Origin of the sequence: Halosegnis longus (assembly GCF_009663395.1) — an archaeon.
Taxonomy (GTDB): domain Archaea; phylum Halobacteriota; class Halobacteria; order Halobacteriales; family Haloarculaceae; genus Halosegnis; species Halosegnis longus.
Window position 1 is genome coordinate 2,297,526 of the sequence record NZ_QKNW01000001.1, and the last position, 16,153, is coordinate 2,313,678.

13 protein-coding genes are annotated in these 16,153 nt (G+C 67.8%); 5 read left to right on the plus strand and 8 right to left on the minus strand.

Annotated elements, in window-relative coordinates; all coding sequences use genetic code 11:
- Positions 1-8: 8 nt before the first annotated feature.
- Positions 9-1,679 carry a sensor histidine kinase gene (locus DM818_RS12450; RefSeq protein WP_158601429.1) on the minus strand — a complete coding sequence of 557 codons (1,671 nt, stop codon included), beginning with the start codon at positions 1,677-1,679 and terminating at the stop codon, positions 9-11.
- Positions 1,680-1,773: 94 nt separating this feature from the next.
- Here DM818_RS12450 and DM818_RS12455 point away from each other — a divergent pair, with 94 nt between their 5' ends.
- A complete protein-coding gene (locus DM818_RS12455) occupies positions 1,774-3,393 on the plus strand; it encodes an FAD-binding domain-containing protein (RefSeq protein WP_123124085.1) in 1,620 nt (539 codons plus the stop codon).
- A gap of 240 nt (positions 3,394-3,633) precedes the next feature.
- Here the strand turns inward: DM818_RS12455 and DM818_RS12460 are convergent, their stop codons facing one another.
- The 3 genes from DM818_RS12460 to DM818_RS12470 are packed head-to-tail and all read right to left on the minus strand — an operon-like array spanning position 3,634 to position 8,106.
- Complete coding sequence (locus DM818_RS12460; protein ID WP_153952649.1) at positions 3,634-6,321, minus strand: DEAD/DEAH box helicase; 2,688 nt, start codon at positions 6,319-6,321, stop codon at positions 3,634-3,636.
- A 39-nt stretch (positions 6,322-6,360) separates the two neighbouring features.
- Positions 6,361-7,854: a ribonuclease H-like domain-containing protein gene (locus DM818_RS12465; protein WP_075936412.1), complete on the minus strand. Its 1,494-nt coding sequence runs from the start codon at positions 7,852-7,854 to the stop codon at positions 6,361-6,363.
- Between the two features lie 45 nt (positions 7,855-7,899).
- On the minus strand, positions 7,900-8,106 hold the full coding sequence (locus DM818_RS12470; protein WP_075936411.1) for a hypothetical protein: 207 nt from the start codon (positions 8,104-8,106) through the stop codon (positions 7,900-7,902).
- Between the two features lie 88 nt (positions 8,107-8,194).
- On the opposite strand from DM818_RS12470, the gene DM818_RS12475 reads away from it, so the two are divergent.
- On the plus strand, positions 8,195-8,680 hold the full coding sequence (locus tag DM818_RS12475) for a hypothetical protein (protein ID WP_153952650.1): 486 nt from the start codon (positions 8,195-8,197) through the stop codon (positions 8,678-8,680).
- Between the two features lies 1 nt (position 8,681).
- On the opposite strand, the gene DM818_RS12480 is transcribed toward DM818_RS12475, so the two are convergent.
- Positions 8,682-10,475 (minus strand): PAS domain-containing protein, encoded by a 1,794-nt coding sequence (locus tag DM818_RS12480; protein ID WP_153952651.1) that lies wholly within the window; start codon positions 10,473-10,475, stop codon positions 8,682-8,684.
- Between the two features lie 108 nt (positions 10,476-10,583).
- Between DM818_RS12480 and dinB the strand changes: the two genes are divergently transcribed.
- From dinB to DM818_RS12495, 3 genes are all read left to right on the plus strand, one after another.
- On the plus strand, positions 10,584-11,855 hold the full coding sequence (dinB, locus tag DM818_RS12485) for a DNA polymerase IV (RefSeq protein WP_153952652.1): 1,272 nt from the start codon (positions 10,584-10,586) through the stop codon (positions 11,853-11,855).
- A gap of 37 nt (positions 11,856-11,892) precedes the next feature.
- Positions 11,893-12,162 (plus strand): hypothetical protein, encoded by a 270-nt coding sequence (locus DM818_RS12490; RefSeq protein ID WP_123124078.1) that lies wholly within the window; start codon positions 11,893-11,895, stop codon positions 12,160-12,162.
- Between the two features lie 67 nt (positions 12,163-12,229).
- Positions 12,230-14,191 carry a helicase HerA domain-containing protein gene (locus tag DM818_RS12495; RefSeq protein ID WP_153952653.1) on the plus strand — a complete coding sequence of 654 codons (1,962 nt, stop codon included), beginning with the start codon at positions 12,230-12,232 and terminating at the stop codon, positions 14,189-14,191.
- On the opposite strand, the gene tpiA is transcribed toward DM818_RS12495, so the two are convergent.
- Genes tpiA through DM818_RS12510 form a run of 3 tightly spaced genes read right to left on the minus strand, consistent with a single transcriptional unit; the run spans position 14,186 to position 16,131 of the window.
- Complete coding sequence (tpiA, locus tag DM818_RS12500; protein WP_153952654.1) at positions 14,186-14,827, minus strand: triose-phosphate isomerase; 642 nt, start codon at positions 14,825-14,827, stop codon at positions 14,186-14,188. The genes DM818_RS12495 and tpiA overlap by 6 nt on opposite strands.
- Before the next feature lie 45 nt (positions 14,828-14,872).
- Positions 14,873-15,595: an MBL fold metallo-hydrolase gene (locus tag DM818_RS12505; RefSeq protein WP_075936404.1), complete on the minus strand. Its 723-nt coding sequence runs from the start codon at positions 15,593-15,595 to the stop codon at positions 14,873-14,875.
- Complete coding sequence (locus tag DM818_RS12510) at positions 15,595-16,131, minus strand: multiprotein bridging factor aMBF1 (protein WP_075936403.1); 537 nt, start codon at positions 16,129-16,131, stop codon at positions 15,595-15,597. Before DM818_RS12510 ends, DM818_RS12505 begins: the two co-directional genes overlap by 1 nt.
- Positions 16,132-16,153: the final 22 nt, after the last annotated feature.

The following is a 16,153-nucleotide window of genomic DNA, read 5'->3' on the forward strand; positions in this document are numbered from 1 at the left end:
CCGGCCGCCTATCTCTGGTCGGGAAGCGTAATCGTGACGACGTTGCCGTCGTCGTAGTCGAAGTCGATGTCGGCGTTCATCGCGGTGACACTCCAGGTCACGATCCAGAGACCGATGCTGCTGCCGTGTTCTAGCTGCGTCTCGTCACCGGCGCGAATGGGGGCGAGCTCGGCCTCGTTGATGCGGTCGTTTCGGTCGGCGACGACACACTCCGCGCGGCCGTCTTGCGTCTGTGAGATACTGACCGACGCGTACGATTCGTCGCCGTGGTCGAGCGCGTTCTCGACGAGATTCGAGAGCGCGACGGTGAGCAGCCCGGGGTCGGTCTGAATCTGTGTGTCCTCGCGTACGTCGAGGTCGATGGTCGCGTCGGGGAACCCGTCGAGGAGCTCCGCTCGAATGTCGGCGAGGAGGTCGACCGCGTCGACCTCGACGACCTGGGGGTCACGCCGTCTGAGTCGGTCGAAGTCCTGTGCCTTCTCGGCGATGGAGAGGAGACTCTCGCTGGAGTCGATGATGGCCTCGGCGGGGAGTTCGAGCCGCTCGTCGTCGATTTCATCGCGGATGAGGTTCGCGTGGCCCTTGATGACGGTCATCTCGTTGCGCATGTTGTGTCGGAGCACGCGGTTGAGTACCGTGAGCTGCTGTTTCTGCTGGCGTTCCGCCGTCACGTCGTAGAGGACGACCAACCCGCCGACGACGGTGTCGTGGGTGTCCGTCAGCTCGGTGTAGGAGACGGCGAAGATGCGGCTGTCGGGACCCCCGACGGTGATTTCGCCCACTTCGCGCATCACGTCGAGAGAGGTCCCGACCAGCGTCTCGACCGGGACCGGAAGCAGGTCGTCGTCGGTGACGCCGAACAGCGTCTCGGCGCGGTCGTTGAGGTTGACGACCTGTTGTTCGGTGTCGACCGCGAACAGCGGGTCTTCGAGGTCGTCGAGCGCGCTGCGCTCTGCGGCCCGCTGTGTGGTCGGATTCGTCTCGAACATGTGGGTGCCGACGAAGGCGTACGCGTCGAGTATCGAATGTGGTAACAGGAGGGCGGGCGTCAGATTCAACTCGGGATACGGCCCGATGCGGAGCACCCACGTGACGATACCGATGGCCGGGAAAACGGTACTCAACGCGATGGCGGCCGCCTCTCGCCGGTAGAGCGTTCCGTACGCGAGCGTCGTCTCCACGAGCAGGAGCACGCCGACGGCGGCCGCGGCGAAGGTGACGGCGACGGCGAGATACCCCCACGGCTGGATGGTGTACAGCGCCCCCGACAGCCCGAACGGGGAGAGGAGTTCGAACCCCTGCCAGAGCAGACCGTGATACGGGTGCGTGAGCGCGAGCGCCGTCGTCACGGTCGGGACGAGGAGAATCAGCCCGAACCCGTAGGTGTGGACGAACCGCTCGCGGCCGGTGTACTCGAGCGCGAACCCCATGAACAGCGGTCCCATCCACGCGAGTCCGGTCCACGTGAGCGCCTCGAGATACGCGCGCGCCGTCGGCTGTGAGACGAGCATCGCGACGGCATACGAGAGCGTGACGAGGACCTGCGCGGTGAGCGTGGCGATGAACCAGTTTGCGCCGGCGCTGCCGCGGTGGCGGTCGAGATACCAGACGAGACCGATAGTCCCGACTCCCGCCGCGAGCGTGGCGAAGACGAACACCGCGGCGACGAGTCCGAACACGACTAGCCGAAACACCGTCGATTAGCCCAATAACTGTTGGCCTTCGCGACCCCGTTGCTGGGGTGTTTTTGTCTCGCTGGTCCCTCAACGTGGTATGACCGATGGCGGCGACCCTCCGCTCGACACGATGCCGCTTGCGCCACACATTCCGTCCGTGCCGGACGAGGAGACGGGGGTCGTCGTCTGGCACCGCGACGAACTCCGGACTGCGGACCATCCCGCACTCACCGCCGCGGCCCGCAACGCCGACGTACTCTTGCCGCTGTTCGTCTTCGACCCGCAGTTTTACGCCGACAGCGGACTTGCCTGTGACGACCGACTCCGCTTCCTCCACGAGTCGCTCGCCGACCTCGACGAGCAGTACCGACACGCGACCGCAGACGAGACGGGGCTTTCGTTCGCCCACGGCGACCCCGTCGAGGTGTTGTCCCGGTTCCACGACGCGGGCTGGGACGTGTTCGCCGCGCGCGGCCCGACCGGCCGATACGGCCGCGACCGCGACGAGCGCGCCCGCGAGGCCGCCGACGTGTTGTTCGTCTCCGGTGACGGACTCGTGCGCGGGACCGACGAGACGCGCGACGGCTGGGCCGACCACGTCGAGTCGTGGTTCACCGACGAGACGCTGACCTGGGACCCCGACGGCGTCGAGTTAGACCACGTCCCCGCGGAGCTCGCGCCCGATGCTATCGAGGACGCGTACGGAATCGACCCGACGAAGACGCGCGTCCCGACCGGGGGCCGAGAAGCCGGCGTCGAGACGCTGCGTTCGTTCACCGACCGCATCGAGTCGTATCCGGAGAGCATCTCCGCCCCCCTCGCAGCGCGTGAAGGGACGAGCGGTCTCTCCCCGTATCTCCGCTTCGGCTGTCTCTCCGTGCGCGAGGTGTACCAACACGTCGCTACGAACGCCACCGCAGACCGCGCCCGCGAGATGTTCACCTCTCGACTCTACTGGAACCGCCACTACAAACAGAAGCTCGAAGACTGGCCCGGCTGGCTGGACGAGGCCGCCAATCCGGTACTCGCGGGGTTCAACGCCGACCGCTACGACCCCGAGTTCGTCACGGCGTGGAAGGAGGGAAAGACGGGGTATCCGATGGTCGACGCGGCGATGCGGTGTCTCGCCGAGACAGGGTGGCTGAACTTCCGGATGCGCGCGATGTGCGTCTCCGTCTACTTCCACATCCTCCAGCAGCCGTGGAAACCCGGCGCCGACTGGTATCACCACCACCTCATCGACTCGGATCCGGCCATCAACTATACGCAGTGGCAGTCCCAGTGCGGGCTCGTCGGGAAGCCGACGCTCCGCTTCTACAATCCGCGCAAGCAGGTGCGCGACCACGACCCCGACGGGAAGTGGATTCGCCGCTGGGTGCCCGAACTCGCCGACCTGCCCGCCGACCACTTCCCCCGGCCGGAACGCACCCCAATCCACGTGCAGGAGTCGTGTGGCGTGAAAATCGGGGAGACGTATCCGTATCCGCTGGTGGAGTACGAATCAGCGAAAGAGGAGTTCTGGCAGCGGTACGACGCGGTCAAACCCGAGGCCGCGGCCCGACTCGGCGACGAGGAGATTGCACGGCGCGTCTCGCTTTCCGGCGGCGTACCGGGTGCGAAACGCATCGCCGACGAGCACGGGGACCGCGAGCGCGACCGCGACGGCGACACGCCGCGTGACAGCCCCCGACAGACCGACCTGACGCGCTTCGAGTGACCCTCAAGCTGCGTGCAGACCGAACTGTGGGGCCGACTTGCCACTACAGGACTCCTGTGTGGCTGTCGTCACTCGTCACCGCTCAGTCGCAGAGCCGGTGCGCGATGAAAACGACCAGAGTAGTCGCTCGGACAGTGCGTCACCGCGTGTCCGTCGTCTCAAGATCGTCGGCCGGGCTGGCGAAGTCGGGCGCAGCGCCCACGGAGCGGGTCCCCGCGAGTCAGGTACCGGACCGCCGTCTCAGGAGTAGAAAATCGACGGTCGCCGCTCGCCGCCGTACTCGTCGTCGGGCAGGTGCGCGTCGAGGGAGTCACCCTCCCCGAGCAGATGGTCGAACACGTCGACGGCGGAGCCACGCAGGAGCGGCTTGTTGTCGTTGCCGCAGTTGCGGTCGAAGGTGCAGGCCGGACAGCCGTTCGGGCGTCCACAGCCGCAGTCGCGCAGGGAGTCGCGGGCGCGTTCGGCCAGCGCCTCGAACTGCTCGTAAATCGCCCGCGAGAAGCCGAGTCCACCCTCCACGCCGTCGTAGATGAACCACCCCGAGGACACGTCGCCGTCGAGCGCCCGCGTCCGTTGTTCGATGACGCGTTCCGTCGCGGCGATGGTGTCCGTGCGCGTCGGTTCGTCCTCGCGCGCGATGTGAGTATCGAGCACATGCGTCGAGAGCCCCCCGAGGTCGTTCTTGTCGACCAGCAGCTCCAGCGGCGCGGTCTTTATCATCGCGTGCTCGGCGGCGTGGAGGCCGGCGACGTAGCCCAACTGCGGCGGGTGGTCGCCGTCCATCCCGGTCTCGACGCCGTACTCGCGGTACTTGTGGACGAGCGCCGTCTCGATGCGGTCGGGGACCTCCAGCCAGCAGAGCTGGGTCTGCATCTCCACCGGCGGGCGACCGGTCGGGATGTTCTGGGCGAGGGTTTCGCCGTTGCCGACGTGGACCTCGTCGTAGCTCCCGTGTTCGACGAGGACGGTTCCCGTCCCGTAGTGGAGGGTGTAGCCGTTCACCTCGCGGCTGCGCTCGCTGTCGGCGTCGACGACGTTCACCGTCGTCCGGGTCTGCGTGTAGTAGTCCACGTCGACGGGGGTGAGTTCCACGAACGGTTGGGGGTGGTCGTCCACGACGCGTGTCACCTCGAACTGCTGGCCGTCGTGGAGTCGGACCGCGCCCTCGTGGTAGTCGCGGAACGCCCGCGACTTCGCCACCGGCTCGATGTCGAGGTCGTCCGACAACCCCCACTCGTGTGGGTTCGCGTCCTCCGCGAGTCGGACGTGGTACTCGTCGTCGCCGGTGCCGTAGATGCTCACGTCGGCCTGCGGGCGCGGGGAGCCGACGTAGTGGACCGCCGCGTCGAGATACCCCTCAAGCTCGCCCGCGCGGCGCAGCATCTCGACGGCCCGCTCCAGCCGGTCGCGCTCCGCGAAACGCCCAGCGTCCTCGTCGGTCAGGGCCAACTCCTCGGCCGCACACCGGAGGTGTTGGACGAAGACGGCGTTGTTGTCGGTGTCGACGACAGCGTCCTCCACGTCGGATTCGAGCAGGTAGTCCGGGTTCGCGATGACGTACTGGTCGAGGGTGCGGTGGTCCGCGACCATGACCGCGAGCGAGCGGCTGGTACCCCGGCCTGCACGACCGATGCGCTGCCAGAAGGACTGACGCTGGCCCGGATACCCCAAGAGGACGGCCGCGTCCAGCCCCCCGATGTCGATGCCGAGTTCGAGCGCCGAGGTGGTCGCCAACCCGGTGAGCGTCCCGGATTTGAACTCCGTCTCGCGGGCGTGACGCGTCCGTTTCCCCATCCCCGCGTTGTACGGTTCGACGCGCGGCCGGGCGTCGTAGCTCGCGGTGTTCTCGGTGTAAAACTCGTTGACGCGCTCGACGGCGAGTTCGGTCAGCTTCCGGCTCGGGCAAAAGAGGAGCGTCTGAATCTGGCTGGCCGTGAGGTGGGCGAAGACGCGCGGTGCCTCGATGGATGCGGGGACGCGCTCCGGGGCGGGCTCGTCCCCTTCCTCGTCGTCGGCTCCCCCGGGCAGCGACGCAGACGTGGTCTCCGCGGGAATATCCCCTCGCGACTCGTTGGGACCCTGTTTGTTCCGCGGCGGCGGGTTCCAGAGCACGAGGTCGCGTGCCCCTCGGGGAGAGCCGTCCTCGTCGACGACGGTCACGTCCTCGCCGACGAGGTGCGCCGAGTGTTCACCGGGGTTGCCGACCGTCGCGGAGGTGAGGGTGTACTGCGGGTCGCCGCCCCAGTAGGCGACGACGCGGCGAAGTCGTCGGAGAATCCACGCCGCGTGCATCCCCTGCACTCCGGTGTGGGTGTGGGACTCGTCGATGGCGATCAGTTCGAGGGCGCTGAACAGCCGGCTCCACTTGTCGTGGTGACCGAGGTACACGCTGATGGCCTGAAAGTTCGTCAACACCACGTCCGCCTCCTCGCGGATGGCCCGGCGGTCGGCCTTGGGCGTGTCACCGTCGTAGATGCGCACCCGGATATCGAGGCCGAGCGTCTCGTACAGCTCATCGAGATTGCGCTTCTGGTCTTTCGTGAGTGCCTTCATCGGGTACAGCGCCAGCGCGGTGGAGGCGTCGTTTCCCTCGCTTGCGCGCGTCCCGTCGGGGTTGAGCACGCCGGCGTCGAGGAGGTTCCGCGCAATCTGGAGGCCGTAGACGGCGGTCTTCCCCGACGAGGTGGAGGTGGCGACGGTGACGTTCTCTCCCTCCGAGAGGGCATCGAGCGCCGCCGCCTGATGCGAGTAGGGGTCGTACGGGAGGGCGCGCGCGAGCCGCGGGCGAAGCGCGTCCGCGGCGGGAACGTGGCTCCCCTCGCGGGCCGGAAGTTCGCGAATCGTCACGCGCTCGGTGTCGGCGGTGAGACTCACGCGGGGAAACGAGTCCACCAGGCCGCGGCCGGTCGTGCGTGGCGCGTCGGTCATACGGAGAGGACGTGCGAGCCGGCTATCAATCGTTCGCCGTCAGAAGTCACCGAGCCCGGCCTGCGTGCCGCCGGAGTCGGTCGCCGCGTCCGTCGTCGCGCGGCGGCCGGCGTCGCGAATCGCGGCGTAGACGTGCCACAGCGCGCGACAGTCGTCCTCGCAGTAGCGCTCGTGGCGCTCCCACGCAACGGTCGAGGGGTCGCCGGTGCGCATGAACCGCTGGTAGGCGGCGGCGGTCTGTGCCCCCGACAGGCCGGTGTCGGCCCCCTCGAAGCCGAGGGCCGCGGCCACGTCGTCAAGCTTGTTCGTCCGGCCCGGCAGGAGCGCGTTCTCGTCGCGCACGGCCCACTTGTAGAGGTCGTAAGTCCACACGTCGTCCCACGCCTCGGCGTAGTGGGGGGCGTACTTCTCGATGAACCGCTCCAGTTCGGGGTAGTCGAACCGGTAGCCGTTCCAGGTGAGGACGGTCCGGTCGGCGTGGGTCGCGAGAAACCAGTCCAGAAACGCCTCGATGATGGTGCCGGGGTCGTCGGGATTCTCCCGTTCGACGAACGACTGGTAGCTGTCGTCGTGAGGGTCGTAGACGCCGATCTGCCAGATGATCGTCGGCGACAGCCCGTCCGTCTCGATGTCGAGACAGACGGGCGGCCGGTCGTCCCGCGTGACGGGGAGCGTCTCGTTCGTCAGGCGGAGCGGGTCACCCGTCGCGAGCACCTCGGCGTGGGCGTGCATCCGCTCGGCGTTCGCCCGCGAGACGCCCGACACGTCCACGAGGTCGCGAACGGGCGTCTCGCGCACGTCGGTCCGCGACTCCAGCCCGCGGTCGCGGAGCCGTGTCGCCGTCGTCGCGCCGATACCGGCGAGCGCGCGGAGCCCGAACTGCGAGGTCCGCATCGGCGTCGCGGCCACGCTGCCGGCCGGGACACACCGGAGCGCGGCGAACGTCGGCGTCTCGCCGTGACCCGGCGGTGGGCCACAGCCGTACACCGGAACCGTCGTTTCCTCCAGCGTCCAGTCGTGGTGGTAGCCAGCGGGGAGTTCGCCGGCGAGGACGGTCATCGGCGTCTCGGCCGCGCGCTGCACTCGCGCCAGCTCCTCGCCGGCGGTGAGGGTCGCGGCCAGACTCGTCGCGTCCGTCTCGACGCCGAGTCCGGGAACGACGAGGAGCGTGCGCTCGCCGGCTGGCCGGCGTTCGCCCGTCTCGACGGCCGCCGCGAGGTCGTCGAGAACGGCCGAAGATTGGACCGTGAGCACGTCGAAGTCAGGCGTGGCATCCGGACCGACCGCGGTGAGTTCACCGTCCACGCGGGCGTGGCGGACGACCGAGTCGCCGTCTCTCCCCAACTGCGGGTGGACGACGGGAACCGAGACGGCGTCGCGGACGGTCGCGTACGCGCGCGCCTCCGGCGTCGAGTCGGGGAGCCAGACGCCGTCGGGGTCGGCGTACGCGACCGCGTCGGCGAGGGCAGACCCGTCGAGGGCACGCGCGGCTCGCGCCGACAGCGACAACAGTTTCAGGGGCTCATCGCTCACGGACGCCGATAGGCGAGTCGGGCGAAAAGAGCTTCCGGCGCGGGGTCAGTAACCGAACGCCGCGCGCACGGACTCGATTTTCTCGACGTCCGCGCGGCCGTGAACCAGGCCCCGAAAGTACAGCTCTTGGGCGACGTTGAGCCGGAGGTCGTAGCGCTCCTCGCTCAGGTCGTCGCCCAGTACGCCAACGTCGCGCAGCGACTGTTCGAGCTCGTCGGCTCCGTACCGCTCTTTTACGATGGGAAGCGACATACCAGTCGTTAGCTCGCGTCACTGAACGCTGTTCGGGCGAACGGGTTCGGCTCCCAAGCGTTTAGCGGCCGTCGCTCGAAGCCCGGCCGTGAGTCGACTCGTCGCGACGCTCACGTTCGGTCGGCGACCGACGCTCGGTGCCGGCATCGAACCGGTCGCGCTCGCCCACGGCTACGCCGAGCCGATGGCTCGCTTTCTCGGCTACGACCTCACCGACGACGGGAGTCTCAATCGAATTCCGGGCGCGTACGCTCCCGTGCTCGACGACCGGCCGTCGGTGGTGACGGACCTGTTGCTCGCGCTCGCGCCGGAGCTATCGAGCATCGCCGACCGCATCGAGACGCTCGACACCAAGTCGCGGGTGAACTACGGCGTCGACTTCCGCGAGAAGGCGTTCGACTCCGCGGTCGGCTGGGGGTCGGACGGTTACGGTCGCCACTTCGAGGCGCGGTCACAGTTGGAGTCGCATCCAATCGACGGCGCGGTCGCAGTGGCCTGCTACGGCGACGGCGGGCTGTGTCAGGCAATCGGGGCGAACCTCGACAGACTGGATATCGACGTGATACGGGGGTAGACTACTGCGGGGCGGGAGCGGGAGGCGTCAGCCGTTCGATGCCGGTGAACTCGAAGCGTGCACCGCCCGACTCAGCCTCCGTCGCCTCGACCTGCCACCCGTGGGCGGTCGCGATACTCTCCACGATAGCCAACCCGAACCCGGTGTTGTTCTGCGTGCTGGTCTTGCCCGGGGGGAACAAGTCACCGCGCACGGCTTCGGGGATTCCCTCGCCGTCGTCCTCGACGTAGAAGCCGTCGTCGAGGTCGCCGACGCGGACGGTCACGTCCGGTCCCCCGTGTTCGACGGCGTTGCGGATGAGGTTCTCGAAGAGGCTCCGGAGCCGTGCGGGGTCCGCCGGAATCGTCTGGTCCGTCTCGACGGACAGCGTCGCGTCGGCGGTGTCGACCGTCTCCCAGCTATCCGTGACTAACTCCGGGAGCGCGACCGACGCCACCTCGCCAACGGTTTCGCCTTCCCGCGCGAGCGTGAGCGTCTGTTCGACGATGCTCTCGATGCGGTCGAGCGCGGTCTGGAGGGCGTCGAGGTCCTCGTTGTCGCCGATGTCCTCTTGGAGGAACTGCGCACGCGCCTGTGCGACGTTGAGCGGGTTCCGGAGGTCGTGGCTCACGATGCCGGCGAAGGATTCGAGCCGCTCGTTCTGGCGTTCGAGCGCGACCTCTCGCTCTTTGAACTCCGTGATGTCGCGCTGGAAGCCGACCCAGTGGGTGACGCTGCCGTCGGCCGCCCGGATGGGAGCGATGCTGACACGGTTCCAGAACTCGGTGCCGTCCTTCCGGTAGTTCAGCATCTCCACGCTCGCCGGCTCGTCGGCGTCGAGTGCCCTCCGAAGCGTCTCGACTGCTTGCGGGTCGGTGTCCGGCCCCTGCAGGAACCGGCAGTTGACGCCGATGGAGTCGCTCCGGTCGTAGCCCGTCATCTCGACGAACCGGTCGTTGACGTACACCATCGGGTTGTCATCCTGCTGGGGGTCGGTGACGGTGATACCGACGGGAGCTTCATCCAGCGCGCGCGTCTTCATCTCCAGTTCCCGCTCCCGTCTGCGCTCGTCGGACACGTCACGGAGGATGCCGACGCTCCCCTCGAACTCCTCGCCGTCGTACGGGAGCGCGGCCATGTGGTCGCGACACGGTATCGGCTCACCCTCCTTCGGCTGGATGTCGACCGGGAACCGCTGCGCGTCCGGACCCTCCGAGGAGAGAATCTGGCCGAGTCGCTCCTCGGCCTCTGCGACCGCGGCATCGTCCTTGATGAAGCCCGGCGTGCTACCGATAATCTCCTCGCGGTCGTACCCCGTCAGCTCCGCGAACGGCTCGTTCACGAACTGGAACACGCCCGTCTCGTCGACGACGTACACCGGGTAGTTGAGCGCCTCGATGACCGTCGAGTACCGCTCGGCGATGACGCGGGTCCGTGCGTCTTCGACGGCCTGTTCGACCCGGTTCGCGAGTCGCCGCAGCTGCTCGGGTCCGCCTTTCTGGAAGTAACCCGTGACGCCGGCGTTGAGCGCCTGGCTCGCGATTTCCTCACTCCCTTTCCCGGTGTAGAGGATGAACGGAATCGCGGAGTCGTCCGCGCGCAGACGCTCGAAAAAGTCCAGCCCGGTCATCTCGGGCATGTCGTAGTCGCTGATGACGCAGTCGAACGTCTCCTCGGCGAGCCGGTCGAGCGCCGTCTCCGGGTCAGTGACGCTCGCCACGTCGACGGCGTCGAGTTCGCGGTCGAGATACGCCGTGGTAAGGTCGAGAATAGAAGGGTCGTCATCGACGTGTAACACATCGATTCTGTCGGTCATAGTTCATATATGTGACAGACAGGTAAACCCGTGTCGACCATCTGTGCTAACCGGGACGGGCGGACGGGTCACAGACGCTTAAGTTCGCGAGGCACCGAGACGGCGCTAATGGCGGGCGGAACCCTCCCGGTTCGCGGCGACGACGACCAGTCGGGCGACCGGGTGGTGTGTCACGTCGACATGGACTGTTTTTACGCGGCGTGTGAGCGACTGCGCGAACCCGCGCTCGCGGGAGAACCGCTCGTCGTCGGGATGGGGTACGAGGCGGGCGAGGACATCGGCGCGGTCGCGACGGCCTCCTACGAGGCGCGCGCGTTCGGCGTCGAGAGCGCGATGCCCATCTCCGAGGCGTTAGAGCGGCTACCGCGCAAGCGTCTCGCTGCCCGCGACGACGACCTCGACGTGAGCGAGGCCGGCTTCTACCGCTCCGTCGATATGGACTACTACAAATCCGTGAGTGAATCCGTCGACGAGGTCATCGAGCGGGCAGTCGCCGACGCCGACCCGGAGGGCGTCATCCGGTCGGTGTCCATCGACGAGGCGTATCTCGACGTGTCGGCCGTCGGCTGGGAGGGCGCACGCGCGTTCGCCGCCGATCTCCGGACTGCTATCGAGGACGAGGTCGGCGTGACGGCGAGCGTCGGCGTCGCCCCGAACATGTCGGCCGCGAAGGTCGCCTCCGACGCCGACAAGCCCGACGGGCTGGTCGTCGTTCCGCCGGACGAGGTTCGGGGGTTCCTCGCCGACAGGCCGGTGGAAGAGCTACACGGCGTCGGACCGGTGACGGCCGACCGGCTCGCCGAGATGGGTATCGAGACGGCCGCGGAGCTCGCGAGCGCCGACCCCGACGCCCTCGAATCGACGTTCGGCTCGCGGGGTCGCCAGATTCACCGCCACGCCCGCGGCATCGACCGCCGCGAGGTCGAACCCGTCGGGAAACCCAAGTCCATCTCCTCGGAGAAGGCGCTGTCCGTCACGGACGACGACACGACGAAACGCGAGATTGCCGCGCGGCTGGCGACGGACGTAACCGAGCGCGCGAGCGCGAAGGGGGCACTCTACAAGACGATCGGCGTGAAGGTGGTCCGGCCACCGTTCGACGTGAACACGCGCGCCCGGTCGCTCTCCGGGCCCGTGGACGACCCCGCGCTCGTGGAGGAAATCGCCCTCGACCTGTTGGGGGAGTTCAGCGACGACCGAGTCCGGAAGCTCGGGGTGCGCGTCTCCAATCTGGACTTCGCCGAGGCCGACCAATCCTCGCTCGACAGTTGGGACTCGGACGGTGAGCAGTCCGGCGGCTCGGAGCGACGGCGACCGCGTCGACACACGCGCGACCGACAGGGGCGCGGGCAGACCACCTTCGGCGACTTCGACGAGTGACCGGCGGCGTTTTGTGGCTCGTCCCGCGAGAGGCGGTATGAACAAACTCGCCTCGACCGGCGACGACCGGTGGCAGCTGGCGCGCCACGCCCACATCGTCGTCTACGAGGCCGACGACGGCGGGGAGCTGCTCACCATCTACGACTGCGGCGCGAGTCAGGCCCCGCCGCGCGCGAAGCTCGTCGGACACCTCGCCGGCGTCGAGGCCGACCACGAGCGCACGCCACAGCCGACGGGGAGTATCGTCTCCGTGCGCGAGCCGGCCGAACTCGTCAAGGAGGAGGACGGCTACGTCGTTCGCGCCTGAGTCGTCCGCGGGTGGTATGCCGCGCGTCTGACGCGGCTTTATTCGAGTCGGAACGCACGTTCCGGTAATGAGTACGGAGACCATCACCGTCGGCGAGGTGAGCGCCGGCGACGCGGCGGGCCAGTCGGTCGACCTGCCCATCGTCGATATCCTCACGGGCCGGGGGTTCATCACCGGCAAGTCCGGCTCCGGCAAGTCGAACTCCGCGTCCGTCATCGCCGAGAAGCTGCTCGACCGCGGCTACTCGCTGATGTGCGTCGACATCGACGGCGAGTACTACGGGCTGAAAGAGGAGTACGAGATTCTCCACGTCGGGGCCGACGACGAGTGTGACCTGCAGGTGTCGGTCGAACACGCCGAGAAGCTGGCGTCGCTCGCGCTCGAACAGGGCGTCCCCATCATCCTTGACGTGTCGAGCTTCCTCGACGAGCGTGACGCCCGCGAGCTGCTGAAGGAGGTCGCCAAACAGCTGTTCGCGAAGGAGAAAAAGCAGAAACAGCCGTTCCTCATGCTCATCGAGGAGATTCACGAGTACATCCCGGAGGGCGGCGGGATGGACGAGTGTGGCCGGATGCTGGTGAAGGTGGGGAAGCGCGGGCGCAAACACGGGCTCGGCGTGGTCGGCATCTCACAGCGGCCCGCCGACGTGAAGAAGGACTTCATCACGCAGTGCGACTGGCTGTTGTGGCACCGGCTCACCTGGTCGAACGACACGAAGGTGGCGGGGAGAATCCTCGGGAGCGACTACCGGGAGCGCGTCGAGGAGCTGGGCGACGGCGAGTGTTTCATGATGAGTGACTTCGAGGAGTCGCTCCGGCAGGTGCAGATGGAGCGCAAACAGACGTTCGACGCCGGCGCGACGCCCGGTCTCGACGACTTCGAGCGCCCGGAGCTCAAGTCCGTCTCCGACGACCTGATGGGCGAGCTGGAGACCATCTCCGAGAACGAGCAACAGCGCGAATCCAGGGTCCAAGAGCTCGAGCTCGAACTCAAGGACAAGGAGGAGCGAATCAAAGAGCTGGAGGCGGAACTGGAGGAGGCGAGGGACCTCTCCGCGATGGCCGAACGGTTCTCGCGGGCGATGCTGGAACACGCCTCGGGGCGCGCGTTCCGGACCGACATCACCGGCCGACAGTCGGAGCTGAATGAACACGACGAACACGACGAACACGACGAGCGCGGCGAATCCGGCGGCACAGTCGTCACGCGCGACGACGGGGTGAGCCGGGAACGGCAGGCCGAAGCCGAGAGCCAGGCCGCAAGCGACGGCTTCGCCCATCTGGAATCGACCGACTTCGGCGCGGGACGGATGGCCGAGAAGGCGGAAACCGCGGCGGGAGATGGAGGGCACGCGACTGAACGAAGCAGCGACCAGCCCGGCGAAGCAGACGGCTCCGACGGCACGGATGGGTCGACGGCCGCGAGCGACGGCGAGGACGAGCCGGCTCCGGAGAGTATCGACGCGCCGGGTGACGTGGAGCCGTCTTTCGCCGGCGACACGGAGCGGTCGGTGGTCGCGAACCTCCGCGAGACGCTGGCGTCGCTGGACCCAATCGCGCGAGGCATGCTCGCTGTCTACCGGACGGAACCGAAGCTGTCGCCCCTCGACGCCCACGTCCGGGCCGGCGGCGACGGCGACCGGACGACGGCGTACCGGCGCAACGGCGAACTGCGCGCGAGCGACCTGGTCGAACACGCGGGGCGCGGGGGCTACCGGTCGCGGCTGCGCGCCGAGATTCAGACGCGCCACGACGGACGGCTCGGCGACGACGCGCTCGATACGGCCGTCGCGCGAGTGACCGAACTGCTGCCCACGATTGAGAACGGTGCGACGGGTGAGTCGACACGGGACTCCACGGAGGAGTCGACCGAGTCGGACGCCGAGCCGGCGGAGTCGGACGCCGAGTCGATGGCCACGGACGCCGAGATCATCACGGACTCGTCGCTCGTGAACGCGGCAAAATCAGGGGCTGGCGCGGAAGACGAAGCGCCAGAATCCCACGAGCAGACCCAAACGGAGATTCTATAACCCAGCGACGAGGTTTTCGAGGGCAGCGCGCGGGTCGTCGGCCTTGGCGACCCCGGAGGCGAGCAATACGCCCCGAGCGTCGAGGTCGCGGGCGGCGAGTACGTCGTCGCCCGTCGAGATGCCGGCTCCACAGAACACGTCGACCGACGGGTCCACGTCGCCGGCGGCGGCGACTGCACCCTCGACGATGTCGGGATCGGCCGAGGCGACCGAGACGCCGGTGCCGATGAGTTCCGGCGGTTCGACGGCGACCGCGTCCGGGCCGAGCGCAGTGACGGCGGCTATCTGTTCGGGATTGTTCGCACAGACGACGGTTTCGAGGCCGGCGTCGTGGGCGGCTTCGATGCTCGCGTCGATGTCCGCGAGTCGGAGGCGGCGCTCGGAGTGGTTCAATAGGGTGCCGTCGGCGTACTGTGCGACGGCGTCGGCGAGGGTCGACCCGGTGTGGCTCCCGTGGCCGTTCGGGGAGACGTGTTGCGCGAACGTCTCGACGCCCGTCTCGGCGACGGCGGCGAGGTCGACGGCCTGCGGTGCGACGGCGATGCGAGCGTCGGCGTCTGTGGCCACCTCGGCGGCGGCCTCCGCGATGGCGACGGCGTCACAGTCGTACGTCTTCAGATTGACGAGAACGAACATACTCCCAGAGCGAGGGGCGGCCGCAAATAGCTGTTCGTTCGCGACTCAGACGCGCTCGCCGTCGGCGGGGATGGTGACGTTCTCGACACCCTCGTCCTCGAGATGCTCGCGCAGGTCCTCTCGGGTACAGAGACAGTGGTTTATCGACTCCATGTGGACGGCGACGACCTCGCCGTCGGTGATATCGGCGACAGACGCGACCCCCGCACGCGACATCGTAATCGGGTCGCCCTCGACGAACTGCGCTTCGCCGGTGTTGACGACGACGGTGTCGGGCTCGTGTTGGGTGAGCACGTCGCCGACCGGGCCGTACCAGACGGTGTCGCCGGCGACGTAGGTGGTCTCCGTGCCCTCGAACAGGAAGCCGGTGACGGGCCCCATCTGCTCAGCGAGGTCGCCCGTGCCGTGGCGGGCGGGCGTGGCAGCGATGGTGATGTCCTCGAACTCGACGAGCCCGGAGACAGGTCGCACGTCGTCGAAACTTGCTTCGAGGTCGTCGGTGTCCTCGGGTTGACAGAACACCGGGACGCCGTCGATGCGGTCGCGGGCCGTGTCGTCGATGTGGTCCTCGTGGAGGTGGGTGACGACGACGGCGTCAACGGCATCGAGGTCGACCGACGGGAACGGAGCCGTCGGGTTCCGATCGTCGGTCGGCGTGTTCTGAATCGGCGGGCGCGCGCCTTCGGGGTCGAGCATCGGGTCGACCAGAAAGCGCGTCCCGTCGATGTCGAGTTCGAGCGTGGCGTGGCGGACGAGTCGAAGCTGCATCAGTCCTTCCGCTTGACCACGTCACCGAGCGTGTAGGACCCCGACGAGGAGCCGCCTTCGAACTCGTAGTCGTCGTCGCCGCTGTCGCCCTCCGTGAGCGAGATGCCGAGTTCGGACTCCAACTTCTCTTGGACCTCGTCTGTCGGCATGATGTCGGCTCGTTCGAGCTTCCGGATGACGCTCGCCTTCTCGTTGAGCTTCTTGGCGAGTTCCTCCTGTGAGAGGTTGGCGGACTCGCGGGCGTTCCGGATGCGGTCGTCGTAGTCCGTCGCAATCTGGTCCATCGTGTCGAACATGTCACGGCGGCGGCTCTGGCCACCCGACCCGCCCGACCCCGTCGAACTGGAGGAGGACGAAGACGACGAGGACGACGACGACGAGGATGTGGAGTATTTGCTCGACGAGGAGGACGAGGACTGCTGGCGCACCTCGGTGCCGAACTCGGTGCAGTCGCTGCACACGTCGAGTTCCGCGCCCTCCACCTTCACCGTCGTCGGATTTGCGACTTCACTGCCGCACATCTCACACTGTACCATACCATCGGATTCGACAGCGGCG